This window comes from Bradyrhizobium sp. USDA 241 (genome assembly GCF_049739505.1).
Classification (GTDB): Bacteria; Pseudomonadota; Alphaproteobacteria; order Rhizobiales; family Xanthobacteraceae; genus Bradyrhizobium; species Bradyrhizobium liaoningense.
The window spans coordinates 2,455,853-2,480,064 of sequence record NZ_JBMGPZ010000004.1 but is presented as its reverse complement, the minus strand read 5'-3'; the positions used below and the strand labels follow the sequence as shown (position 1 = coordinate 2,480,064).

Below are 24,212 nucleotides of genomic sequence, written 5' to 3'. Positions count from 1 at the left end.
GAACCGGGCGCCCGCCCCTAAAAAAACCCTCGCAGGCGCACGAAAGCGCGTTGTGCGGGATGACAACGGTCATTGAAGGAGACGAAACATGGCAGTCCGCGTCGGAATCAACGGTTTTGGCCGCATCGGCCGCAACGTCCTGCGGGCTATCGCCGAGTCAGGCCGCAAGGACATCGAGGTGGTCGGCATCAACGATCTCGGCCCGGTCGAGACCAATGCCCATCTGCTCCGTTTCGACAGCGTCCATGGCCGCTTCACCGGCACCGTCACCGTCGATGGCGACTCGATCAACCTCGGCAGCGGCAAGATCAAGGTGACCGCCGAGCGCGATCCCGCGAAGCTGCCCTGGAAAGATCTCGGCGTCGACATCGCGCTGGAATGCACCGGTATCTTCACCTCGAAGGACAAGGCCTCCGCGCATCTGACCGCCGGCGCGAAGCGCGTGCTGGTGTCCGCGCCGGCCGACGGCGCCGACGCCACCATCGTCTACGGCGTCAACCACGACACCCTCACCAAGGATCACCTGGTCGTCTCCAACGGCTCCTGCACCACCAACTGCCTCGCGCCGGTTGCCAAGGTGCTGAACGATCTCGTCGGCATCGAGACCGGCTTCATGACCACGATCCACGCCTATACCGGCGACCAGCCGACGCTGGACACGCTGCACAAGGATCTCTACCGTGGCCGCGCCGCTGCGATGTCGATGATCCCGACCTCGACCGGCGCCGCGAAGGCGATCGGTCTCGTGCTGCCCGAGCTGAAGGGCAAGCTCGACGGCGTCGCGATCCGCGTGCCGACCCCGAACGTCTCGGTGGTCGACCTCAAGATCGTCGCCAAGCGCGCCACCGACGCCAAGGAGATCAACGCGGCGATGAAGCGCGCCAGCGAGCAGCAGCTCAAGGGCATCCTCGGCTACACCAGTGCGCCGAACGTCTCGATCGACTTCAACCACGATCCGCACTCCTCGACCTTCCACGAGGACCAGACCAAGGTGCAGAACGGCACGCTGGTGCGCGTGATGTCCTGGTACGACAACGAGTGGGGCTTCTCGAACCGCATGGCGGACACCGCCGTCGCGATCGCGAAGGTGATCTGAGCGTTTACTCTCGTGTCCCGGGCGCGGTGTAGCGCCTAAGCGCTGCTCCGCAGAACCGGGACCATTCAACCGCGGGACTCGCTGTCATGTGGGTCCCGGTTCTGCAGCGCACCGCTCCGCGCTGCGCAGCGCCCGGGACAAGAGAGCCCAGAGATGACCAACAAATTCCGCACCCTCGACGACGTCGACGTGAAGGGCAAGCGCGTATTGCTGCGCGTCGACCTCAACGTGCCCATGGAGAACGGGCGCGTCACCGACGCAACGCGCCTCGAGCGCGTGGCGCCGACCATCACCGAAATTTCGGACAAGGGCGGCAAGGTCATCCTGCTCGCGCATTTCGGCCGGCCGAAGGGGCGCGATGCCAAGGATTCGCTCAAGCCCGTCGCCGAAGCGCTGTCGAAGGTCGTGAAGAAGCCGGTCGCCTTCGCGGACGACTGCGTCGGCGAGCCTGCGGCCACGGCCGTGGCCGGCTTGAAGGACGGCGACATCCTCTGTCTCGAAAACACCCGCTTCCACAAGGAAGAGGAGAAGAACGATCCGGCCTTCGTCGCGGAGCTCGCAAAGCTCGGCGACATCTGGGTCAATGACGCGTTCTCGGCCGCGCACCGCGCCCATGCCTCGACCGAAGGCCTCGGCCACAAGCTGCCGGCCTATGCCGGCCGCACCATGCAGGCCGAGCTCGATGCGCTGGAGAAGGCGCTGGGGTCCCCGACCAAGCCCGTCATCGCGATCATCGGCGGCGCAAAGGTCTCGACCAAGATCGACCTGCTCGAAAATCTCGTGACCAAGGTCGACGCGCTCGTGATCGGCGGCGGGATGGCCAACACCTTCCTGCACGCCCAGGGCGTCGCGATCGGCAAGTCGCTGGCCGAGAAGGACCTCGCGCCGACCGCGCTGCGCATCATGGAGAAGGCGGACGCCGCCAACTGCGCCATCATCCTCCCCGTGGATGCGACCGTCGCCTATCATTTCGCGGCCAACGCGCCGTCGCATGCCTATGGGCTCGATGCGATCCCGGCCGACGGCATGATCCTCGATGTCGGCCCGCAATCGGTCGCCCGCGTCCACGCGGCGATCGACGATGCGGCAACCCTGGTCTGGAACGGGCCGCTGGGCGCCTTCGAGATGCAGCCGTTCGACCGCGGCACGGTCGCGGCCGCCAAGCATGCGGCCGAGCGCACCAAGGCCAGGAAGCTGGTCTCGATCGCGGGCGGCGGCGACACTGTCGCTGCGCTCAACCAGGCCCATGTGGCCGGTGACTTCACCTATGTGTCGACCGCCGGTGGCGCGTTCCTCGAATGGATGGAAGGCAAGCCGCTGCCCGGCGTCGAGGTTCTGCGTATCAAGTAATCAAGCGGCCTTGCAGGCCCCAAACGGGAGAAAGACACAGATGGCTCGGATCACGTTACGTCAACTGCTCGACCACGCGGCGGAGAACGATTACGGCGTACCGGCCTTCAACATCAACAACATGGAGCAGGCGCTGGCGATCATGGACGCGGCCAACCAGGTCGATGCGCCCGTCATCATCCAGGCCTCGCGCGGCGCCCGCTCCTACGCCAACGACGTCATGCTCAAGCACATGATGGACGCGGTGACCGAGATCTACCCGCACATTCCGGTCTGCGTGCATCTCGACCACGGCAACGAGCCGGCGACCTGCATGACCGCGATCCAGGCCGGCTTCACCTCGGTCATGATGGACGGCTCGCTCAAGGCCGACGGCAAGACCCCCGGCGACTGGGGCTACAATGTCGGCGTCACCAAGACCGTGACCGACATGGCCCATCTCGGCGGCATCTCGGTCGAAGGCGAGCTCGGGGTGCTCGGCTCGCTCGAAACCGGCATGGGCGACAAGGAAGACGGCCACGGCGCCGAGGGCAAGCTCAGCCACGACCAGCTCCTGACCAATCCGGACGAGGCCGTGAAGTTCGTCAAGGAGACCAAGGTCGACGCGCTCGCGATCGCGATGGGGACTTCTCACGGTGCCTACAAATTTACCCGCAAGCCCGACGGCGACATCCTCGCCATGAAGGTGATCGAGGAGATCCACCGCAAGCTGCCGAACACCCATCTCGTCATGCACGGCTCCTCGTCGGTGCCTCAGGATCTCCAGGACATCATCAACGCCTATGGCGGCAAGATGAAGCCGACCTGGGGCGTGCCTGTCGCCGAGATCCAGCGCGGCATCAAGAACGGCGTGCGCAAGATCAATATCGACACCGACAACCGCATGGCGATGACCGGCCAGATCCGCAAGGTGCTCAAGGACAATCCGGAAGAGTTCGACCCGCGCAAATATTTGAAGCCGGCGATGGAAGCGATGACCAAGCTGTGCAAGCAGCGGCTCCAGGAGTTCAATACCGCCGGCCAGGCCTCCAAGATCAAGAAGGTGCTGACCACCGCCGAGATGGCCAAGCGCTACGCCAAGGGCGAGCTCGACCCCAAGGTGGCGTAAGCGATCCCCGCGTAGCGATCGCGACGGTGGCGTAAGCCACATACTTTCTCCGTCATTCCGGGGCGCCGCAAAGCGGCGAGCCCGGAATCCATAACCACGGCCTAGAGCATGATCCGGAAAAGTGCGAAGCGGTTTTCCGAAAAGATCATGCTCAAACAAGGACCTAAGGCGCGATGACGATTCATCCAAATCTCATCGCGCTTTAGTTATGGATTCCGGGCCTGCGCCTCTCGGCGCATCCCGGAATGACAGTTTTCTTGTGGTACGTTACTTCCTCCCCCCTTACCCTGCGACGAACGTTAACTCGGCAATTGCCCGAGAACGGTCTATTTTTGCGGGCAAGGGCAGAATCGATTTGGGAGGACCTCTCGATGAATCTGACTGAGCTCAACAGGATCGCCACCGCCATGGTCGTATCAGGCAAGGGCATCCTTGCCGCCGACGAATCCTCCGGCACCATCAAGAAGCGCTTCGACGCCATCGGCGTGGAATCGACGGAAGAGAACCGCCGCGACTATCGCGAGATGCTGTTTCGCGCCAAGGACGCCATGAGCCAGTACATCTCCGGTGTGATCCTCTATGACGAGACGATCTGGCAGGATGCCAAGGACGGCACGCCGCTGGTCAGGCTGATCGAGCAGAGCGGCGCCATTCCCGGCATCAAGGTCGACGAGGGCACGCAGGCCCTGCCGATGTGCCCGGGCGAGCTCGTCACGGTCGGGCTCGACAGGCTCGCCGAGCGGCTGAAGAAATATTACGAGCGCGGCGCGCGCTTTGCCAAATGGCGCGCGGTGATCGACATCGGCAGCGGCATTCCCTCGATGACCGCGATCAGCGTCAACGCCCACGCGCTGGCGCGCTACGCCGCGCTGTGCCAGGCCGCGCAGATCGTGCCGATCGTCGAGCCGGAAGTGCTGATGGACGGCGATCACGACATCGACCGGTGCTATGAGGTGACGCAACGCGTGCTCAACAAGACGTTCCAGGAGTTGCGGGTGCAGCGCGTCGCGCTCGAAGGCATAGTGCTGAAGCCGAACATGGCAATCTCGGGCAAGAAGTGCGCGAAGCAGGCCTCCGTCGAGGAGGTCGCGGAGAAGACGATCCGGCTGCTCAAGGCCTGCGTGCCCGCAGCCGTGCCCGGCATCGCTTTCCTCTCCGGCGGCCAGTCCGACGAGGAGGCGACCGCGCATCTCAATGCCATGCATAAACTCGGCCCGCTGCCCTGGGGCCTGACCTTCTCCTACGGCCGCGCGCTCCAGGCCGCGCCGCAGAAGGCCTGGTCCGGCAAGACCGAGAACGTCGCGGCCGGACAGCGCGCCTTCAGCCATCGCGCGCGGATGAACGGCCTTGCCTCCAAGGGCGAATGGCAAAGCAGCCTGGAACAGAAGGCAGCCTAGATCTTGTCGAACAAACCGCCTCCGCCGCGCCCGGCGCCGCGTCTCTACCTCGCGACGACTATTGTCGAGGACCCTGCGAGGCTCGTCGCCGAATTGCCGGGGCTGCTTGCTTCGGCCGATGTCGCGGCCGTGCTGCTGCGGCTGAAGGAAACCGACCAGCGCACCATGATCTCGCGCGTCAAGGCGTTGGCACCGCCGGTGCAGAAGGCAGGCGCAGCCCTCCTCGTCGACGGCCATCCTGACATCGTCGCGCGCGGCGGCGCCGACGGCGCGCACCTCACCGGTCTTGCCGCGCTGGAAGAGGCGGTGCCCTCGCTCAAGCCCGATCGCATCGCCGGAGTCGGCGGTCTTGCCACGCGTCACGATTCCATGAGCGCGGGCGAGATGGGCGCCGACTATGTGCTGTTCGGCGAGCCTGACGAGAAAGGCCAGCGCCCGTCATCCCAGGCCATCGCCGAACGGCTGGACTGGTGGGCCGAGCTGTTCGAGCCGCCCTGCGTCGGCTTTGCCACGTCGCTGGAAGAGGCCCACGATTTCGCCGCCAGCGGCGCCGATTTCGTGCTGGTCGGCGACTTCATCTGGACCGATCCGCGCGGGCCCAAGGCCGCGCTGGTCGAGGCCGACGCTGCGATCAAGAAGGCCCATGCGACGGCGCCGGCGAGCCAGGATCCTGCGGGTCAGGAGCACGGCCAGCGCCCGACATGAAGCTTCCGCACATCACCATGCTGGCCGCGCTGTTGCTCACGGCGCCCGCGGCCGCGCAGCTCCAGATCACGCCGCCGGCCGCAACGCCGGGCACTCCCGCCGAAAAACAGAAGCCCAGGCCGCACACGATCACCAAGAAGAAGGAGGCCGCTCCCGCGCCGAAACCTTCGGCCTCCCCCAAGCCGTCCCCCTCGCCCAAGCCGGCCGCGACCGTGATCCCCCCACCGCCGACCGACGATCCCAACGTCGATCTTGTCTACGGCGCCTACCAGCGCGGCCAGTACAAGACGGCGTTCGAGCTCGCCACCACCCGTGCACAAGCCGGCGATCCCAAGGCGATGACCATGCTCGGCGAGCTTTATTCCAACGCCATGGGCATCCGGCGCGACTACGCCAAGGCGGCCGAATGGTACAAGCGCGCCGCCGATTCTGGCGATCGCGAGGCGATGTTCGCGCTCGCCATGCTGCGCATGTCGGGCCGTGGCGGCCCTGTCGACAAGGGCGTGGCGGTCAAGCTGATGGCCTCCGCCGCCAAGCTCGGCGAGCCCAAGGCCGCCTATAACCTCGCCTTGCTCTATCTGGACGGCCAGACCCTGCCGCAGGACGTCAAGCGCTCGGCGGAACTGCTGCGCCAGGCCGCTGATGCAGGCCTGCCCGAGGCGCAATACGCGCTCGCGACCTTCTACAAGGAAGGCACCGGTGTGCCGAAGGACCCGGAACGCGCGGTGCGGTTGCTCCAGGCCGCCTCGCTCGCCGACAATGTCGACGCCGAGGTCGAATATGCGATCGCGATGTTCAACGGCACCGGCACGCCGAAGAACCAGCCGGCGGCCGTCGCGTTGCTCCGCAAGGCGTCCCGCCAGGGCAGCGCGATCGCGCAGAACCGGCTGGCATGGGTGCTGATCAACGGCGTGGGTACGCCCATGGACAAGGTCGAGGGCTTCAAATGGCACCTGGTGGCCAAAACGGCCGGCAAGGGCGACCCTGAACTCGACAAGCAATTATCCGATCTGCCCGCAGAGGATCGGGCCAAGGCCGAGGCCGCCGCCAAGAAATGGCTCGGGACCAAATGACTTGACGCAATGACTTGACGCAAGCGCCCTCGCAGGGCACCCAATCCCTCAAACAGGCGCGACGTCCCGTCCCTGCCCCTGATCCCCCGCCCCCGATCAAGTCCAGAGCTCATGCTGTATTCCGCCACTATCAACGTCATGGTCAAGGCCGCGCGCCGCGCCGGCCGCAGCCTCAAGCGCGATCTCGGCGAGATCGAGCATCTCCAGGTCTCGCTGAAGGGGCCGGCGAATTTCGTCTCGCTCGCCGACAAGCGCGCCGAGGAGATCCTCTATCAGGACCTCGCCAAGGCAAGGCCCGGCTATGGCTTCATCGGCGAAGAGGGCGGCACCCGCGAAGGCACCGACAAGAGCCACACCTGGATCGTCGATCCGCTCGACGGCACCACCAACTTCCTGCACGGCATTCCGCAGTTCGCGATCTCGATCGGCCTCGCGCGTGAAGGCACGATCATCGCCGGCGTGATCTACAACCCCGCCAATGACGAGCTCTACATCGCCGAGCGCGGCAAGGGCGCCTTCCTCAACGACCAGCGCCTGCGCGTGGCCGGCCGCCGCCAGCTCAACGAATGCGTGGTGGCCTGCGGCCTGCCCCATATCGGCCGAGGCGACCACGAGGAATTCCGCCGCGAGATGACTGCGATCCAGAATCGCGTCGCGGGCCTGCGCCGCTTCGGCGCCGCTTCGCTCGACCTCGCCTTCGTCGCCGCCGGCCGCCTCGACGGCTATTGGGAGCGCGACCTGCAGCCGTGGGACATTGCCGCCGGCCAGATCATGGTGCGCGAGGCGGGCGGTACGGTGAGCGACATCGACACCCCGGGCGATGCGCTGGTCACCGGGCACGTCGTGTGCGGCAACGAGTTCGTGCATGGGGAGCTGGTGAAAATCTTGAGGAAGGCGGCCTAAGGCGGGAGCTCGCGCTCCACACTCGGCCGTCATTCCGGGGGCGCGCCACTGGGCGCGGGCCCCGAATCCATTCATCGACTGTGATTGCGGCCCGATGGATTCTCAGATGCGCAATTGCGCATCGTGATTCGCGCTACGCGCGCCCCGGAATGACGGGAAAGAACTGTCAGTGCCCGGTATGCGCCCGCGCCGGCGGGCCGTAGGCCTCATGGTCCTTTGCCGCCGCCGGCTCCCGGTCCCCGCCCAGCACGCGCTGCACCGAGACGAAGAACACAGGCACCATCAGGAGCGCCAGGATCACCACCGCGATCATGCCGCCCATCACGATGCTGCCCAGCGCCTGCTGGCTGGCGCCGCCGGCACCATGCGCGATCGCCATCGGCAGCACGCCGCAGATGAAGGCGAGGCCGGTCATCAGGATCGGGCGGAAGCGCAGGCGGCAGGCCTCGATGGTGGCTTCCACCAGCGGCTTGCCTTCCTTGCGCAGATCCTTCGCGAACTCGATGATCAGGATCGCGTCCTTCGCGGCGAGGCCGATGATGGTGATCAGGCCGACGGTGAAGTAGACGTCGTTGGGCAGGCCGCGCAGCATGGCGGCGACGACGGCGCCGACGATGCCGAGCGGCACGGTCAGCAGCACCGCGAGCGGAATGGTCCAGCTCTCGTACAGCGCGGCCAGACACAGGAACACCACGAATACCGAGAGCGCCAGCAGGAACGGCGCCTGCGAGCCCGAGAGCTTTTCCTGGAGCGATTGTCCGGTCCATTCATAGCCGAAGCCGCGCGGCAGTCTGTCGGCAAGCTGCTCCATCTCGGCGATCGCATCGCCCGAGGTGAAGCCGGGTTTCGCTTCGCCGGAGATGCGCACCGCCGGATAATAGTTGAAACCGGCGATCTGCGTCGGACCGCGGGCCCATTCCACCGTGGCAAAGGACGAGAACGGCACCAGCTGGCCGCGGCTGTTCTTGACGTTGTAGTTGAGGATGTCCTCGGTCCGCATGCGGTCGCGCGCGTCGGCCTGCACGACGACGCGCTGCATGCGGCCGCGGTTCGGGAAGTCGTTGATGTAGTTCGAGCCGAGATTGGTCGAGATCGTGTTGTTGATGTCCTCGAAGGTGACGCCGAAGGCGCCGGCCTTCTCGCGGTCGATCATGAGATTGACCACGCCTGCCTCGGGCAGGCCTTCAATGTAGACCTTCTGGAGCACCGGGCTCGCATTGGCCGCCGCGATCAGCTGGTCGGCAGCGCGCATCAAGGCCGAATAGCCCTTCTGGCCGCGGTCCTGAAGGCGGAACGAGAAGCCGGAGGAGTTGCCGAGATTGTCGATCGGCGGCGGCTGCAGCGCCGAGATCTTGGCGTCGCGGATCGATGAGAGGTCGCGGTTGATGTCGTTGACGATCGCCGCGGCGGAATCCTGGGGCCCGCGCTCCGACCAGTCCTTCAGCGTGATGAAGGCCTGCGCGGTGTTCATGCCCTGGCCGGAGAAGCTGAAGCCCGTGAGGAAGGTGACGTCTTTGACTCCCGGCCGTGCGGCAAGATATTTTTCGACCTTCTCGATCACGGCCTCGGTGCGGGCGTAGGACGAATCCGACGGCGTCTGCACGTCGGTGGTGACGAAGCCCTGGTCGTCGACGGGCAGGAAGCCGCCGGGCAGGCTGACGAAGGCCCAGGACAGGCCGACCAGCAGCGCGGCATAGACCAGCATCAGGCGTCCGGTGCGCTTCAGCGAGAAGCCGACCGTACCCGCGTAGCGGAACCGCGCGGCCTCCAGCATGTGATTGAACCAGCCGAACACGAAATTGCTGGAATGACCGTGCCCCTTGGCGACAGGCTTGAGCAGGGTCGCACACAGCGCCGGCGTCAGCGACAGCGCGAGGAAGGCGGAGAAGCCGATCGCGGCGACCATGGTGACGGAGAACTGGCGGTAGATGATGCCGACCGAGCCCGGGAAGAACGCCATCGGCACGAACACCGCCATGAGCACCAAGGTGATGCCGATGATGGCGCCGGTGATCTGCGACATCGCCTTGCGCGTGGCTTCCTTCGGCGGCAGGCCTTCCTCGGCCATGATGCGTTCGACGTTCTCGACCACGACGATGGCGTCGTCGACGAGGATGCCGACCGCAAGTACCATGCCGAACATCGAAAGCATGTTGATGGAGTAGCCGGCGAGCAGCAGCGTGGAACAGGCGCCCAACAGCGCCACCGGCACCACGATGGTCGGAATGATGGTGTAGCGGATGTTCTGCAGAAACAGGAACATCACGACGAACACCAGCACCACGGCTTCCACCAGCGTCGTCAGCACCTTCTTGATCGAGGCCTCGACCACGGGCGTGATGTTGTAGGGGATCTCGTAGGTGATGTTGGCCGGGAAGAAGCGCGACAGCTCCTTCATCTTCGCTTCGACCGCGCTCGCGGTCGCCAGCGCATTGCCGGTCGGCGACATCAGCACCGACAGACCCGCGGTCGGCTTGCCGTTGAGGCGCGTGTTGAACTGGTAGCTGAGCCCGCCGACCTCGACGCGCGCGACATCGCGCAGGCGCACGGTCGAGCCGTCGGCATTGGCGCGCAGGATGATGGCGCCGAATTCGTCCGGCGAGGAGAGTTGCCCCTTGACCAGCACCAGCGTCGAGGTGCGTTGGCTGGACGTCGAAGGTTCGGCACCGATGCTGCCGGAGGCCACCTGCGCGTTCTGCGCGGCGATGGCCTTGTTGACGTCATCGGCGGTCAGCCCATAGCCGACGAGCCTGGCCGGATCGACCCAGACGCGCAAGCTGCGCTCGGTCGAGTACAGCGTGGCGCGACCGACGCCGGGAATGCGGCGGATCTCACCCAGCACGTTGCGGATCATGAAGTCGCCGAGGCCGACCTCATCCAGGCTGCCGTCGGTCGAACTCAGCGTGATGATCTGAAGCACCGCGCTGGAGGCTTCCTCGATCAGGATGCCCTGCTGCATCACCGCGCGCGGCAGGCGCGCCTCGACGCGCTTGATGCGGTTCTGGACTTCCACCGAGGCGTCGTTGGTATCGGTGCCGGGCTGGAAATTGGCGATGATCTCCACCTGGCCGAGCGAGTCGCTGGTCGATTCGAAATTGAGAATGCCGGAGGCGCCGTTGAGCTCCTCCTCGATCAGCCGCGTGACGCTGTTGTAGAGGTTTTCCGGCGACGCACCGGGATAACTGGTCGAGATCGAGATCGAGGGCGGCGCGATGATCGGATATTGCGCGATCGGCAGCAGCGGCACCGCGATCGCGCCGATCAAGCAGATGAACAGCGCGACCACCCAGGCGAAGATCGGCCTGTCGATGAAAAAGCTCGGCATAGCGCGTTACCGCGTGAGCTGCTGGGCGTGCCGGTTGTCCGCGGTCGCTTCCACCTCCGACCAGGGTTGCGGCTTGACCTTGTCGCCGGCCGCGAACTTCTGGAAACCTTCGACTACGACCTTGTCACCGGCCTTCAGGCCTTCGGTGACGAACCAGAGTCCGTCCTGCACCGATCCCGTGCGCACCGGCTGGACCACGATGTGGTTGTCGTCCTTGACGACGAACACCTCGCTGCCGCCGCCGCCATTGCGCTGGACCGCCTGCTGCGGCACCGCGATCGCGTCGGAATCGAGACCCTGGTCGATTCGGACCCGGACATACATGCCCGGCAGCAGTTCGCGCCTGGGATTGGGGAACTCGCCGCGCAACGTCACCTGCCCGGTGTGGGCGTCGACCTTGGCGTCGGAGAACAGCAGCTTGCCGTCGAGCGAATAGATGGTGTTGTCGTCGAGCACCAGGCGCACCTTGGCAGCATCGGCGGCGATGCGATCGAGGTCGCCGGTCTCGAAGGCACGGCGGAGCTGGTTGAGTTCATTCACCGACTGGGTGAAGTCGGCATAGATCGGATCGAGCTGCTGGATGGTGGCGAGATTGGTCTCGTTCTGCACCGCGAGCGCGCCCTCGCTGACCAGCGCCGCACCGACCACGCCGTCGATCGGCGCGCGCACGGTGGCATAGTCGAGATTGAGCTTGGCCCGCGCGAGCTCGGCCTTGCGGCCCTCGACCTCGGCATGGGCCTGGCGTTCGGCCGCGATCGCCTTCTCGTTCTCGGCTTCCGGGGCAGCGCGATCCTTGGTGAGGGTGGCGATGCGATGCGCCTGCTGTTTGGCCTGCAGCAACGCCGCTTCGGCCTTGGCAAGCGCGGCCTCGTTGGCCATCACCTCGACCTCGAACGGACGCGGATCGATACGATAGAGCGGATCGCCTGCCTTCACCTCGCTGCCCTGGCGGAACAGACGCTGGACCACGATGCCGGACACGCGCGGCCGCACGTCCGAGACGCGCGTCGGCGCGATGCGGCCCGGCAGTTCGCGCACCACGGCGCGCGGCTGCGGCTTGACGACGACGACGCTCACGTCAGGGGCGGCCGGCTGGGCGGCGGATACGGCGGAGCTGGATTCGTCGCAAGCACCAAGGAGCGGCGCAAGGGCCGCGAGCATCAATGCAACGCATGCCGATCGCGCGCGAAGTCCTGACATGAAATGTGGTGCCCCGATGTTGTTGATACTGCTCACGCTCCGTGGGCCCGTCCTGGACTCCTTTCGCGCGCCGATGGCCTCAAAATAGATATGGACTTGCTGCGACGCAACGCGTGTTGCAGGCGGCTCATTGTCACACGACCTAACCCGTTGACTTCAGCTGCCTTTTAGCGACTCACCTGATTGTGAATCCAGTTCCACCGCCGCGTGCTGCGACCGAACACCGCAATCACTCGGCGGCTTTCATCCGATAATGGCTGATTCCCCATTCGGTTCCACCGGCGTAGCCGAACAGGCCGGATGTTGCGAGGAGGAACCAGCGCCAGCGACGCATCAAAAGAGCAGTCTCCTCGCCATAGACCCTGCGCAAGGACGCCTCGATGGGCCCGCGATGCGCCTCGAAATTGGCGAGCCAGTCGTTGGCGGTGCGCTGGTAATGCGTACCGCTCCAGCACCATTCCTTCTCGATCGCAAAGATATCGTCGAATTGCCTGACGAGGTGATGACTCGGCATCAGCCCGCCCGTGAAGACGTGCTGCGCGATCCAGTCGTGGCGGTCGAGCCGGTCGAACAGCTGCGAGCCTGCGCGATGTGTGGCGACGTGCATGAAGAACCGCCCCTCCGATGCGAGCCATGACTGCACGCGTGTCATCAGCTTGCGCCAGTTCATCATCTGCCCGAACATCTCGACCGAGACGATGCGGTCGAACTGGCCTTCGGGCGCGAACACGTTCATGTCCGCGGTGACCGCGCGCAGGTTCAGGAGTCCGCGGAGCCGCGCCTCGTCCTCGACATGAGCGCGCTGTGCCTGCGAGCTCGACACCGCCGTCACCTTTGCATGCGGAAACTGCCGCGCCATCCACAGCGAGAGCGAGCCCCAGCCGCAACCGAGCTCGAGGATGGTCTGGCCGTCGGCAAGACCGGCATGCTCGACGGTCTGGCGCAGCGCCTCCTCCTCCGCCTCCTGCAAGGTGCTCGCGTCGGTCTTGTAGAAGCAGGAGGAGAATTTGCGGTTGGGGCCGAGCACTTCGGCGAAGAAGGAAGCAGGCGCCTCGTCGTGCCGGGCCCCCGCGCCCTCGGCAACCGGCCGCAGCATCATCCGCCCGGCGAAGGCGGCATCCTCGGCGGCGCCCAGCGCCGACAGGCGGCTCGCCGTGCGGGAGCACAAGCGCTGGATCGCGGCACGGATGACCACATCCGGCAGCGGCACGTGTTCGGCACTCCCGATGATCGCGGAAACGACGCTCATACGCCTCCCGAATGGCGAGCTTCTGCAGATACCTGCTCATCAAAGCGCCGCTTCCGGTCCGGGTTCCCCAGGCTGTCCCCGAAATTGGCGCATCCGCCGCTTTTTTTGGGCGGGCGCTGTGCCATAGTGCGCACCGCAAGCAAGCTTACGTAACGGATGATACCGGCCATGCCGTCTGGCACTTCCCGCTCCACCTTGGATATCGAGTACACGAAACTGTCCTCGCCCAGCGTCTTCCTGGTGCGGATGCTGGTCTTCCTGGTGCTGTGCACGCTGGTAGGCGTGGTGCTCTACAAGCAGATCATCCAGGCTTTCTTCGCCAATCCCGGGCTCAATGCCCTGATCGGGGCAGTGCTGTTCATCGGCATCGTGCTGGCCTTCCGCCAGGTCATCCGGCTCTATCCCGAAGTCTCCTGGGTCAACAATTTCCGCATCGCCGACCCCGGCCTGGCACCGGCCCGGCACCCGAAGCTGCTGGCGCCGATGGCGGCGATCCTCGGCGGCGAGCGCTCCGGGCGAATGACCATCACCCAGACCACGATGCGGCATTTGCTCGATTCCATCGCGACGCGCCTCGACGAGGCCCGCGACATCTCGCGCTACATGACCGGCCTCCTCGTCTTCCTCGGCCTGCTCGGCACCTTCTGGGGCCTGATCGAGACGGTCGGCTCGGTCGGCAAGGTGATCGACGGGCTCAAGGTCGGCGGCGATGCCGGCTCGCTGTTCGACACGCTCAAGGAGGGCCTCGCCGCCCCGCTCGGCGGCATGGGGATCTCGTTCTCCAGCTCGCTGTTCGGCCTCGCCGGCTCCCTGATCCTCGGCTTCCTCGACCTGCAATCGAGCCAGGCGCAAAACCGCTTCTACACCGACCTCGAAGACTGGCTCGCCACCACCGTGCGCGAATATGGCAACGGCGAAGCGCCCGTTGCGGCAGGCGGCGGCGTCGCCAGCGGCGAGCTCCAGGCCGCGGTCGAACGGCTGCGCTCCGTGTTCGATGAAGGCAGCGCCAGCCGCGGCACAACGGCAGCAATGGCGAGCCTTGCCGAGGCGATCCAGGCGCTGGTCTCGCACATGCGCACCGAGCAGCAGATGATCCGCGAATGGGCCGACGGCCAGGGCGAGCAGAACCGCGAGATCCGACGCCTGCTGGAGCGCATCGCGCGTCAGCCGGAGAAGAGTTAGACGCTCGCGTGCCCCGGACGCGGCGCGGCGCGAAAGCGGTGCGTCGCAGAGCCGGGGTCCGGAGACGGGAAATGGGTCCCGGCTCTGCGCAGCAGCGTTGCACGTTGCGGCGCGTCCGGGACACGAGGGAAACGGAGACGTAAATGGCTCTAGCGCGCGGCCGCCGCAGCGAAGGCGCCTTCAACTACTGGCCCGGCTTCGTCGACGCGCTGTCGACGCTGGTGCTGTCGATCGTGTTCCTGCTGTCGGTGTTTCTGGTCGTGCAGTTCTTCCTGTCGCAGGAGGTCACCGGCAAGGACAAGGCGCTGGAGCAGCTCAACGCCAAGATCGCCCAGCTCAACGAGCTCCTGTCGCTGGAGAAGCTCGGCAAGCTCAGCCTCGACGACCAGGTCTCGCAATTGAAGGCGGGCCTCGCCTCGGCCGAGTCCGAGCGCGACCGCATCAAGGGTCTCTATGACGGCCTTGCTGCCGCCGGCAACGACGCGCAAGGCAAGACCGCCGAACTCGGCAAGGCGCTGGACTCGGAGAAGGCCGTCTCGGCGCGGGCCCTGGCACAGATCGAGGTGTTGAACCAGCAGATCAGCGCGCTGCGCCGGCAATTGGCGGCCCTGGAAGAGGCGCTGGATGCCAGCGAGAAGCGCGACAAGGAATCGCAAAATCGAATTGCCGATCTGGGCTCTCGCCTGAACGTTGCCCTGGCGCAGCGCGTGCAGGAATTGTCGCGCTACCGCTCCGAATTCTTCGGCCGCCTGCGCGCCATCCTCGGCAACCGCCCCGACATCCGCATCGTCGGCGACCGCTTCGTGTTCCAGTCCGAAGTGTTCTTCGACACCGGCCAGGCGACCTTGCTGCCCGAGGGCCGCGCCGAGCTCGACACGCTGGCGACCGCGCTGATCGAGCTCGACAAGAAGATCCCGAACGAGATTCCCTGGGTGCTGCGCGTCGACGGCCATACCGACGTGCGCCCGGTCAGCGGCGCGAACTTCAAGTCGAACTGGGACCTGTCCGCGGCCCGCTCGATCTCGGTGGTGCAATACCTGATCTCGCTCGGCGTGCCCGCCCAGCGTCTCGTCGCGGCCGGCTTCGGCGAATTCCAGCCGCTCGATCCCGGCAACACCGAGGAGGCCTACAAGCGCAACCGCCGCATCGAGCTGAAGCTGACGGAGCGGTAGTGAGCGCGCTCCAGCTTCGCCCCTACCGCCCCGAGGACGAAACCGCTGCGATCGAGCTCTGGCATCGCACCTGGCAGCAGGCCTATCCGCAGATCGACTTCGCGGCACGGCTGGAATGGTGGCGCGAGCGCTGGCGCAAGGACCTGGTGCCGAAGGCCTCGATCGCGGTGGCGGAGCAGGACGGTGCGCCGATCGGTTTCGTCACGATCGATGGCGGAGGCTATCTCGACCAGCTCGTGGTCGATCCGGAGCATTGGGGCTCGGATGCAGCGCGGCTGCTGGTGGACGAGGCCAAGCGTCTCTCGCCGGCAGGAATCACGCTGCTCGTCAACAAGGACAATGCCCGCGCCATCCGCTTCTACGAGCGCAATGGCTTTACCCATGCCGGCGACGACGTGAACCCGACCTCGGGCCGGCCGGTGCTGAAGATGGAATGGAAGCCGTAGGCGTCCTCTCCAGTGTTGACCCTCTACGCCCCCTCGAACTGCAACCGCGCCAGCCTTGCATAAAGTCCGTTCGCCGCCACGAGCTCGGCATGCGTGCCCTGCTCGACGATCCGGCCCTGGTCCATCACCAGGATGCGGTCGCAGGAGAGCACGGTGGCGAGGCGATGCGCGATCACCAGCGTGGTGCGGTGGCGCATCAGCTCTTCCAGCGCGGTCTGCACCAGGGTTTCGCTCTCGGCGTCGAGCGCGGAGGTGGCCTCGTCCAGCAGCAGCAGCGGCGCATCGCGCAGGATGGCGCGCGCGATCGCGATGCGCTGGCGCTGGCCGCCGGAAAGCGTCACGCCGCGCTCGCCGAGCGCCGTCTCGAAACCTTCGGGCAGGCGGCGGATGAACTCGGCGGCATGCGCCAGTTCGGCGGCGCGCTCGACCTCGGCATCGCTCGCATCGGGCCGGCCGAAGCGGATGTTCTCGCGGGCGGTCGCTGCGAACACCACCGAGTCCTGCGGCACCAGCGCGATGCGGGCGCGGAAATCCCGCGGGTCGGCGGACTTGACCGGCACGCCGTCGAGCGAGATCGTCCCGCTGCGCGGGTCGTAGAAGCGCAGCAAGAGATGAAAGATGGTGCTCTTGCCGGCGCCGGAGGGACCGACGATCGCGACCTTCTCGCCGGGGCGCACGGTAAACGACACGGCGTCGAGCACCTTGACGTCGGACCGCGCCGGATAGGCGAAGCTGACCTGATCGAAACCGACCTCGCCGCGCGCCGGCACCGGCAGCGCCCGCGGCGCCGTGGGCGCGGTGATCTCGGGCTTCACGTGCAGGATCTCGAACAGGCGCTCGGCCGCGCCCGAGGCCGCCGAGACCTCACCCCAGACCTCGCTGAGCTGGCCGAGGCCCGCCGCGGCGAACACGGCATAGAGCACGAACTGGCCGAGCCGGCCCGGCGTGATCGCGCCGCTCAGCACGTCGTGCGAGCCGATCCAGAGGATGGCGACCACGCTCGCGAACACGATGAAGATGATGATGGCCGTGAGCACGGCGCGGGCCTGGGTCGAGGTTCGAGCGGCCTCATAGGCCTGTTCGACCTCGCCGCCGAAACGCTTCTCGGCAAATTGCTCGCTGGTATAGGCCTGCACGGTGCGGATCGCGCCGACCAGCTCGCCGGCATAGGCCGAGGCTTCGGCGAGCGTATCCTGTGCATTGCGCGACAGGCGCCGCACCCAGCGCCCGAAGGCCACCAGCGGCAGCACGATCAGGGGAATGGCCAGCAGCACGAAGCCGGACAGCTTCGGGCTCGTGATCACCATCATCGCCGCGGCGCCCAGGAACATCATCATGTTGCGCAGCGCGATCGAGACCGAGGCGCCGACGGCCGATTTGAGCTGGGTGGTGTCGGCGGTAAGCCGCGAGATCAGCTCGCCGCTGCGGGCGGAATCGAAGAAGGCGGGGGAGAGCGAGAGCAGATGGGCGAAGACGTCGCGCCTGAGGTCGGCGACGATGCGTTCGCCGATCGTCATCACGAGGTAGTAGCGCGCCGCGCTCGCGAGCGCGAGCACGCCCACCACCGCGAGCATCACCGAGAAGTAGCTGTTGATCAGCTCGATGCCTTCAGGCGTCAGGCCGAAATCGATCATCCTGCGCACCGCGATCGGCACCAGCAGCGTCGTCAGCGCGGCGACCGTGAGCGCGACGAAGGCCAGCGCCGCCCGGCCGCGATAGCGGCTCACATAGGGCGCGAGCGCGAGCAGCGGCCGCAGCTTGGCGCGGCCCTTGGCGGGCTCTTCGATCAGCTCGGCCTCGATCGACGGGATGTCCGCGGCGTTCATTGCGGGCCGATCGACATGCTGGTCATCAAGCCGTTCCACTGCGCTCATGATATCCGACCTATTGCATTGGTTTGCTCCCAATAGGCTGGTGCAAGGGTAGTGGCAAATCCGGGAAGTCCCCTAGGGGCAAACCCGGTTCGACGGCCGGCACGGCTTGTTTTGCGGGGGTTCGTGCGGTATAGAGCCCCCCAAATCCGTCATTCGCTAACCACCCAAGAAGGCGCCGGAGCGCCGAGGAATTGCCATGAAAGCCGAAATTCATCCGGATTATCATACGATTAAGGTCGTCATGACCGACGGAACCGAGTACCTGACCCGCTCGACCTGGGGCAAGGAAGGCGACACGCTGAACCTCGACATCGACCCGAAGTCGCATCCGGCCTGGACCGGCGGCTCCACGCAGATCATGGACCGCGGCGGCCGCGTTTCGCGCTTCCAGAAGAAGTTTTCGGGCTTTCTCAAAAAGGATTGAGCCGGCCGCAAGGCTGGAGACGAAAACGCCCCCGCAAGCCGGGGGCGTTTTTGTTTCTGCCGCACCGTCATTCCGGGTTCGCGCGCCCCGGGACGACGATGAAATAGCTTACCGCTCGAACGCCGCCTTCAGCGCGTTAAGGTGCGGCACCAGCGGGTTGCCGATCGCCACGTGCTCGGCCGGCGGGGTGTGGATCGTGCTGTCGAGGCGGCGCACGCGGGTCTGCAGGCTCATCGAGCGATGAATCAGGTCCTGGAGCTGCGCGGGCAGCTTCTCGACGGTGTCGGCGGGACCGGGATCGGCGGCGGTGAGCTTGACCTTGGTCTTCTCGCGGTTGGCCTGGCTCAGCGTCATCTCGCCCTCCTTCACCGCGCGGTGCAGCAGCAGCCAGGAAGCAAGCTGCATCAGGCGCGTGGTGAGGCGCATGCTCTCGGTCGCATAGGTGAGGCTGACGGCGCGATCGAGTGCCTTGGCCTCGACGCGGCCGGCGCCGTCGAGATAGGCGGCAGTCTCTTCGACGAGGTCCATGCCTTCACGGAACAGAACGCCGAACGCCGCAGAATTGGTGAACCGCTCACTGAGCTGAACGAGAGCGCCTTCGGCCTGCAAACGTTCCATGGTTAACGCCCCTTACGCAACTGTCTGACTGTCCGGCTTGGCGCCGGCTTATGATGAACAAATCATTGCGCGTGCGGAGCGCGGAGTCCAGTGACAAGCGCGGATATGGTTTCCGCGGGTCATTCCTCGCAAGTGCAACTGAGGGGATACTCTTGTTTCGACGCGTGTTCTCGACGCGAAGCGGCATCCGCTCCGCTTTGCGCCAAAAAAAAGAGCCGCCGGAGACCGGCGGCTTTGAAAGTTGATAACAGGGAGGCGTCAAACAGAGTGGACAGGAGCCACTCGGTGTCCAAACGAGGACAGTTCCAGTCATAAACCCGAAAGCTTAATCGACCGTAAACGAGCTAATTTTTTGAGAGTTCGTTAGCCATGTCGGCCAGCGGCCGAGTGCGGAGCGGAACAATCTTAAGTCGTCATTCCGGGGCGCGACGAAGTCGCGAGCCCGGAATCCATAACCACACGCGGATGGAGTAGCCGGCCACTATCAGCGTGCCCGTCTCAACGGCCTGTGGCTATGGATTCCGGGCTCGGCGCTGACGCGCCGCCCCGGAATGACGACACGGAGAAAGTTCGGCCCACGCGTCCGGGACGACAGTCGTTGTGTGGCGACCACTACTTCTTGAAAAAGTGATCCGCCGCATCGCGCGAGGCACGCTTCCTGGTGGCGGCTTCCTCCAGTCTTGCGATCTCGGTCTTGAGCAGTGCGACGCGCTCGGTCAGTTCCTCGACCGACAACAGCGAAAGATCCTGGCCGATCTCGTGCGTGATCTTCCTGCGCGGGCGGTCGTCGTCTTCCATCGCCATCCTCGTTCCTCCTGCGTTCGCACGGACCACAATGCCGAGGCGGTTGCCAGCTTGGACCGCGCTGGCTAAGCAAGGGTCTCGTTGCATCCCGCACCTTTGCTCAAGGACCCATCATGGACAAGCTGCCCGCGCAAATGACCGTGATCGCCATCTCCAAGCCCGGCGGACCGGAGGTGCTGGTGCCGGAACAACGCCCCGTTCCGCAGCCCGGTCCGGACGAGATCCTGGTCAAGGTCGAAGCCGCGGGCGTGAACCGGCCTGACGTCGCGCAGCGCTCCGGCGCCTATCCGCCGCCGCCCGGCGCCAGCGACTTGCCTGGCCTCGAGATTGCGGGCGAAGTGGTGGCGGTGGGCAGCAATGCCAGGCGGCACAAGGTTGGCGACAAGGTGATGTCGCTGGTCGCCGGCGGCGGCTATGCGCAGTACTGCATCGCCCAGGATGCCCAGGCGATGAGCGTGCCGCCAGCACTGTCGATCAAGGAAGCCGGCGCGCTGCCGGAAACCCTGATGACGGTCTGGCACAACGTGTTCGAGCGCGGCGGCCTCAAGGCCGGCGAGACGCTGCTGATCCACGGCGGCTCCTCCGGCATCGGCACCATGGCGATCCAGCTTGCGAAAGCATTCGGCGCGAAGGTGTTCGTCACCGTGGGATCGCAGGACAAGATCGACGCCTGCCTCAAGCTGGGCGCCGACCGTGCCATCAACTACAAGACCGAGGACTTCGTCGCCGTGGTCAAGGCCGAGACCAACAACGTCGGCGTCAATCTGATCCTCGACATGGTCGCCGGCGACTATGTCGACCGCAACTATGATGCCGCGGCGGTCGATGGCCGCATCGTCCAGATCGCCACCCTCAACGGCCCCAAGGTCAGCGTCAACATCGCCAAGGTGATGGTCAAGCGCCTGACCCATACCGGCTCGACGCTGCGCCCCCGTACTAATGCGGACAAGGCGGCGATGGTGACCGCGATCGAGGCGAAAGTGATGCCGCTTTTGCGCGAAGGCCGCATCAAGCCGGTCATGGACAGCGCTTTCCCGCTGGAAAAGGCGGCGGATGCCCACCGGCGCATGGAAACCAGCGCACATATTGGCAAAATTGTGTTGGAGGCCTAGGCCGCCGGCCCACAGGCCAGGCCGGAAACCCTTTGATTTTCCTCGCTTTCGTGGCATCTATCGCGACGCGCCGAACCACTTCGGTCCGGTTTGAATCGCCTTCTAGATTCGCCTTGCACTCAGAGTTTGCGTCGAACGCGGAGAATTGACCTTGCGTCTGATCAGGTGCCTCGCGCCCTTCGCGCTGGGCCTCATGATTCTTGTCGCCGCGTATCCCGCGCGCGCGCTGGACGCCGTCAGCGTCCGCAGCGACGCGCCCGCGATCGACCTCACCGGCGTGCTCGAGCATCAGCGCAGCGATGCCGATCGCATCCAGGTCTCCACCGCGCCCGGCACCGACGGCATCGTTCGCCGCATCGAGGTGCGCGCCCGCGAAGGCGGGCAGAACTGGGTGGTGTTCGCGCTCGCCAACAACACCGACGACCAGCTCGACCGCCTGATCGTCGCCCCGCATTATCGCATCGTCTCCTCGGGGCTGCTGTGGCCTGACCTCGGCCTGTCGCGCATCGCGACCATCACGCCCTCGATCGGCGACCGGCCCGAGCGCCAGGAAAGCGCCACCGCCGACGTGTTCCGCATCACGCTCGACCCCGGCGCGGTCGTCACCTTCGTTGCGGAGCTGCGCACCGACAAGCTGCCGCAGCTCTATCTGTGGGAGCCGGAATCCTACAAGGACAAGGTCAATTCCTTCACGCTCTACCAGGGCATCGTGATCGGCATTTCCGGCCTGCTCGCGCTGGTGCTGACCATCCTGTTCGTCGTCAAGGGCAGCATCATGTTCCCGGCCGCCGCGGCGCTGGCCTGGGCGGTGCTGGTCGATATCGGCGTCGATTTCGGCTTCTGGGGCAAGGTGCTCGACATGTCGAACAACGCCGAGCGCATCTGGCGCGCGGCGGGCGAGGCCATCCTCGCGGCAACGCTGCTGGTGTTCCTGTTCGCGTATCTCAATCTCAGCCGCTGGCACGTGCGCTATTCCCACATCACGATCGGCTGGCTCGCCTTCCTCGGGTCCCTGGTGGCGCTGGCGCTGTTCGATCCGGCGGTGGCCTCCGGCATCGCGCGCATCTCGCTGGTGCTGATCGCCTTCGCCGGCTTTGCGCTGATCGTCTATCTCTCCACCCACGGCTTCGACCGCGCGGTGCTCTTGATCCCGACCTGGTTCCTGCTGGTGGTCTGGGTGGTCGCGGCTGGCATGACCGTCGCAGGCTCCGTCACCAACGACATCGTCGGCCCGGCCCTGCTCGGCGGCCTCGTGCTGATCGTGATGCTGATCGGATTCACGGTGATGCAGCACGCCTTCGCCGGCGGCGGCGCCACCACCGGCATCGTCTCCGACATCGAGCGGCGGGCGCTGGCGCTCGCCGGCTCCGGCGATCTGATCTGGGATTGGGACGTGTCCGCCGACAAGGTGTTCACCAGCCCCGAGACCGAGGCCCTGCTCGGGCTCAAGCGCGGCACGCTGGAAGGCCCCGCGGCGTCCTGGCTCGAAGTGCTGCATCCGCTCGACCAGGACCGTTTCCGCGCCGCGCTCGACAGCGTGCTCGACCAGCGCCGCGGCCGGCTGGTGCAGGATTTCCGCCTGCGCACGCCGGACGGTCATTTCATGTGGTTCGCGCTGAAGGCCCGCCCCGTGGTTGGCTCCGACGGCGAGGTCTCGCGCGTCGTCGGCACGCTCACCGACGTCACCGAGCTCCGCAACGCCGAGGAACGCCTGCTGCACGATTCCGTGCACGACAACCTCACCGGCCTGCCCAACCGCAAGCTGTTCATGGACCGGCTGGGTGCTGTCGCCAACTTCGCCAAGACCATGCCGACGCTGCGGCCGACGCTGATGGTGATCGATCTCGACCGCTTCAAGCAGGTCAACGATTCCGTCGGCATCGCGGTCGGCGATTCCATCCTGCTGACGCTGGCCCGCCGCCTCACCCGCATCCTGAAGCCGCAGGACACGCTGGCGCGACTGGCCGGCGACCAGTTCGGCCTGATCCTGCTGTCCGAACAGGACCCGGCGCGCATCACCGCCTTCGCCGAAACCATCCGCAAGACCATCCGCGCGCCGATCGCCTTCAACGACCGCGAGATCTTTCTCACCGCCTCGATCGGCCTCGCCTTGTCCGACCCTCAGACGCAGCTCACGGACGAGATCATCAAGGACGCCGAGCTGGCGATGTACCATTCCAAGCGCATCGGCGGCGACCGCATCGACGTCTACAAGCCCGCCATGCGTGCGCGGAAGACGGACCGGCTGACGCTGGAGAGCGAATTGCGCCGCGCCATCGAGCGGCAGGAGATCACCATCCTTTATCAGCCGATCGTGCGGCTGGAGGATCGTTCGATCGCCGGCTTCGAGGCCCTTGCGCGTTGGGATCACCCGAAGCTCGGCCGCATGGCGCCCTCGGAATTCATCACCATCGCCGAAGAGACCGGGCTGATCGTCGACCTCGGCATGTTCGTGCTCGACCAGACGGCAAAGCAGCTCTCGGTGTGGCAGCGCGCGATGCGCTCGCGCGACCCGATCTTCGCCTCCGTCAACGTCTCCTCGCGGCAATTGCTGCGCCACGATCTGATCCATGACATCCGCACCGTGCTGTCGCGCTCCTCGGTGGCGCGCGGCACGCTGAAGCTGGAGCTGACGGAATCGCTGGTGATGGAGAATCCGGAGCACGCGGCGCAGATGCTGACGCGGATCCGCGAGCTCGGCACCGGGCTGTCGCTCGACGATTTCGGCACCGGCCATTCTTCGCTGGCCTATCTCCAGCGTTTCCCGCTCGACACCATCAAGATCGACCAGTCCTTCGTGCGCACCACCAGCCGTGGCACCCGCCCGGTGATCCTGAAGTCGATCATCGCGCTCGCGCACGATCTCGGCATGGACGTGGTGGCGGAGGGCGCCGAGACCGATTCCGATGCGGTCGAGCTCTACCAGATGGGCTGCGAATACGCGCAAGGCTTCGCCTTCGGCGAGCCGATGGACGCGGACGCGGCGATGCGCCTGCTGACGGAAGTGCGGCTGGAAGCGGCGAGCTGAAGCTCTCTATCTCACCCTCCCCTCCAGGGGAGGGTCGGCAGCGTCGCCAGCCGCGCTAGAGCGGTTCATGGCTTGATTGAATCGGGAGGGATTGAACGAAGCCGCTGCCGCGGCGTGAGGGGCAAGGTGGCGTAGATCGCCTCCTG

Annotated in this window: 19 protein-coding genes; 13 read left to right on the top strand and 6 right to left on the bottom strand. The window is 65.9% G+C overall.

Annotated elements, in window-relative coordinates; genetic code table 11:
* The first annotated feature begins 88 nt into the window (after positions 1-88).
* The 7 genes from gap to ABIF91_RS21455 all read left to right on the top strand — a co-directional run bounded on the left by gap (position 89) and on the right by ABIF91_RS21455 (position 7,632).
* A complete protein-coding gene (gap, locus tag ABIF91_RS21485) occupies positions 89-1,096 on the top strand; it encodes a type I glyceraldehyde-3-phosphate dehydrogenase (RefSeq protein WP_028182483.1) in 1,008 nt (335 codons plus the stop codon).
* A 153-nt stretch (positions 1,097-1,249) separates the two neighbouring features.
* Entirely contained in the window at positions 1,250-2,446 is a 1,197-nt protein-coding gene (locus ABIF91_RS21480) for a phosphoglycerate kinase (RefSeq protein ID WP_028182484.1), read from the top strand.
* 40 nt (positions 2,447-2,486) lie between these two features.
* Positions 2,487-3,554, top strand: coding sequence for a class II fructose-bisphosphate aldolase (gene fba, locus ABIF91_RS21475; protein ID WP_028182485.1), 1,068 nt, complete (start codon positions 2,487-2,489; stop codon positions 3,552-3,554).
* 371 nt (positions 3,555-3,925) lie between these two features.
* Entirely contained in the window at positions 3,926-4,951 is a 1,026-nt protein-coding gene (locus ABIF91_RS21470; protein WP_028182486.1) for a class I fructose-bisphosphate aldolase, read from the top strand.
* 3 nt (positions 4,952-4,954) lie between these two features.
* Positions 4,955-5,656, top strand: a complete 702-nt coding sequence (locus ABIF91_RS21465) for a thiamine phosphate synthase (RefSeq protein ID WP_028182487.1) — start codon at positions 4,955-4,957, stop codon at positions 5,654-5,656.
* Positions 5,653-6,729 (top strand): tetratricopeptide repeat protein, encoded by a 1,077-nt coding sequence (locus tag ABIF91_RS21460; RefSeq protein WP_028182488.1) that lies wholly within the window; start codon positions 5,653-5,655, stop codon positions 6,727-6,729. Before ABIF91_RS21465 ends, ABIF91_RS21460 begins: the two co-directional genes overlap by 4 nt.
* 111 nt (positions 6,730-6,840) lie before the next feature.
* Positions 6,841-7,632, top strand: a complete 792-nt coding sequence (locus ABIF91_RS21455) for an inositol monophosphatase family protein (protein ID WP_028182489.1) — start codon at positions 6,841-6,843, stop codon at positions 7,630-7,632.
* Between the two features lie 166 nt (positions 7,633-7,798).
* On the opposite strand, the gene ABIF91_RS21450 is transcribed toward ABIF91_RS21455, so the two are convergent.
* From ABIF91_RS21450 to ABIF91_RS21440, 3 genes are all read right to left on the bottom strand, one after another.
* Complete coding sequence (locus ABIF91_RS21450; RefSeq protein WP_424579350.1) at positions 7,799-10,957, bottom strand: multidrug efflux RND transporter permease subunit; 3,159 nt, start codon at positions 10,955-10,957, stop codon at positions 7,799-7,801.
* A 6-nt stretch (positions 10,958-10,963) separates the two neighbouring features.
* Entirely contained in the window at positions 10,964-12,157 is a 1,194-nt protein-coding gene (locus tag ABIF91_RS21445) for an efflux RND transporter periplasmic adaptor subunit (protein ID WP_424579349.1), read from the bottom strand.
* 229 nt (positions 12,158-12,386) lie between these two features.
* Positions 12,387-13,406: an SAM-dependent methyltransferase gene (locus ABIF91_RS21440; RefSeq protein WP_028182492.1), complete on the bottom strand. Its 1,020-nt coding sequence runs from the start codon at positions 13,404-13,406 to the stop codon at positions 12,387-12,389.
* A gap of 168 nt (positions 13,407-13,574) precedes the next feature.
* Between ABIF91_RS21440 and ABIF91_RS21435 the strand changes: the two genes are divergently transcribed.
* From ABIF91_RS21435 to ABIF91_RS21425, 3 genes are all read left to right on the top strand, one after another.
* Positions 13,575-14,588, top strand: a complete 1,014-nt coding sequence (locus ABIF91_RS21435; RefSeq protein ID WP_028182493.1) for a hypothetical protein — start codon at positions 13,575-13,577, stop codon at positions 14,586-14,588.
* Between the two features lie 143 nt (positions 14,589-14,731).
* A complete protein-coding gene (locus tag ABIF91_RS21430; protein ID WP_028182494.1) occupies positions 14,732-15,760 on the top strand; it encodes a peptidoglycan -binding protein in 1,029 nt (342 codons plus the stop codon).
* On the top strand, positions 15,760-16,206 hold the full coding sequence (locus ABIF91_RS21425) for a GNAT family N-acetyltransferase (RefSeq protein ID WP_028182495.1): 447 nt from the start codon (positions 15,760-15,762) through the stop codon (positions 16,204-16,206). Before ABIF91_RS21430 ends, ABIF91_RS21425 begins: the two co-directional genes overlap by 1 nt.
* Before the next feature lie 23 nt (positions 16,207-16,229).
* Here the strand turns inward: ABIF91_RS21425 and ABIF91_RS21420 are convergent, their stop codons facing one another.
* The gene (locus tag ABIF91_RS21420) at positions 16,230-18,080 is read right to left on the bottom strand and encodes an ABC transporter ATP-binding protein/permease (protein WP_028182496.1); all 1,851 of its coding nucleotides are present in this window, start codon (positions 18,078-18,080) and stop codon (positions 16,230-16,232) included.
* 196 nt (positions 18,081-18,276) lie between these two features.
* Between ABIF91_RS21420 and rpmE the strand changes: the two genes are divergently transcribed.
* Positions 18,277-18,504, top strand: a complete 228-nt coding sequence (rpmE, locus tag ABIF91_RS21415; protein ID WP_028182497.1) for a 50S ribosomal protein L31 — start codon at positions 18,277-18,279, stop codon at positions 18,502-18,504.
* Positions 18,505-18,612: 108 nt separating this feature from the next.
* Here the strand turns inward: rpmE and ABIF91_RS21410 are convergent, their stop codons facing one another.
* Both ABIF91_RS21410 and ABIF91_RS21405 read right to left on the bottom strand, forming a co-directional pair.
* Positions 18,613-19,122 carry a DUF1465 family protein gene (locus tag ABIF91_RS21410; protein WP_028182498.1) on the bottom strand — a complete coding sequence of 170 codons (510 nt, stop codon included), beginning with the start codon at positions 19,120-19,122 and terminating at the stop codon, positions 18,613-18,615.
* A 612-nt stretch (positions 19,123-19,734) separates the two neighbouring features.
* Complete coding sequence (locus ABIF91_RS21405; RefSeq protein WP_028182499.1) at positions 19,735-19,926, bottom strand: DUF1192 domain-containing protein; 192 nt, start codon at positions 19,924-19,926, stop codon at positions 19,735-19,737.
* 113 nt (positions 19,927-20,039) lie between these two features.
* Here ABIF91_RS21405 and ABIF91_RS21400 point away from each other — a divergent pair, with 113 nt between their 5' ends.
* Positions 20,040-21,038, top strand: coding sequence for an NAD(P)H-quinone oxidoreductase (locus ABIF91_RS21400; RefSeq protein ID WP_028182500.1), 999 nt, complete (start codon positions 20,040-20,042; stop codon positions 21,036-21,038).
* 151 nt (positions 21,039-21,189) lie between these two features.
* Positions 21,190-24,066: an EAL domain-containing protein gene (locus ABIF91_RS21395; RefSeq protein ID WP_028182501.1), complete on the top strand. Its 2,877-nt coding sequence runs from the start codon at positions 21,190-21,192 to the stop codon at positions 24,064-24,066.
* Positions 24,067-24,212: the final 146 nt, after the last annotated feature.

Excerpts from the sequence above, each read along its gene's own strand:
- ABIF91_RS21400 (WP_028182500.1), top strand. The coding sequence starts at position 20,040 with ATGGACAAGCTGCCCGCGCAAATGACCGTGATCGCCATCTCCAAGCCC.
- ABIF91_RS21410 (WP_028182498.1), bottom strand. The coding sequence starts at position 19,122 with ATGGAACGTTTGCAGGCCGAAGGCGCTCTCGTTCAGCTCAGTGAGCGG.
- ABIF91_RS21455 (WP_028182489.1), top strand. The coding sequence starts at position 6,841 with ATGCTGTATTCCGCCACTATCAACGTCATGGTCAAGGCCGCGCGCCGC.
- ABIF91_RS21450 (WP_424579350.1), bottom strand. The coding sequence starts at position 10,957 with ATGCCGAGCTTTTTCATCGACAGGCCGATCTTCGCCTGGGTGGTCGCG.
- ABIF91_RS21440 (WP_028182492.1), bottom strand. The coding sequence starts at position 13,406 with ATGAGCGTCGTTTCCGCGATCATCGGGAGTGCCGAACACGTGCCGCTG.
- ABIF91_RS21445 (WP_424579349.1), bottom strand. The coding sequence starts at position 12,157 with ATGTCAGGACTTCGCGCGCGATCGGCATGCGTTGCATTGATGCTCGCG.
- ABIF91_RS21430 (WP_028182494.1), top strand. The coding sequence starts at position 14,732 with ATGGCTCTAGCGCGCGGCCGCCGCAGCGAAGGCGCCTTCAACTACTGG.
- fba (WP_028182485.1), top strand. The coding sequence starts at position 2,487 with ATGGCTCGGATCACGTTACGTCAACTGCTCGACCACGCGGCGGAGAAC.
- ABIF91_RS21460 (WP_028182488.1), top strand. The coding sequence starts at position 5,653 with ATGAAGCTTCCGCACATCACCATGCTGGCCGCGCTGTTGCTCACGGCG.
- rpmE (WP_028182497.1), top strand. The coding sequence starts at position 18,277 with ATGAAAGCCGAAATTCATCCGGATTATCATACGATTAAGGTCGTCATG.
- ABIF91_RS21480 (WP_028182484.1), top strand. The coding sequence starts at position 1,250 with ATGACCAACAAATTCCGCACCCTCGACGACGTCGACGTGAAGGGCAAG.
- ABIF91_RS21420 (WP_028182496.1), bottom strand. The coding sequence starts at position 18,080 with ATGAGCGCAGTGGAACGGCTTGATGACCAGCATGTCGATCGGCCCGCA.
- ABIF91_RS21470 (WP_028182486.1), top strand. The coding sequence starts at position 3,926 with ATGAATCTGACTGAGCTCAACAGGATCGCCACCGCCATGGTCGTATCA.
- gap (WP_028182483.1), top strand. The coding sequence starts at position 89 with ATGGCAGTCCGCGTCGGAATCAACGGTTTTGGCCGCATCGGCCGCAAC.
- ABIF91_RS21405 (WP_028182499.1), bottom strand. The coding sequence starts at position 19,926 with ATGGCGATGGAAGACGACGACCGCCCGCGCAGGAAGATCACGCACGAG.
- ABIF91_RS21435 (WP_028182493.1), top strand. The coding sequence starts at position 13,575 with ATGCCGTCTGGCACTTCCCGCTCCACCTTGGATATCGAGTACACGAAA.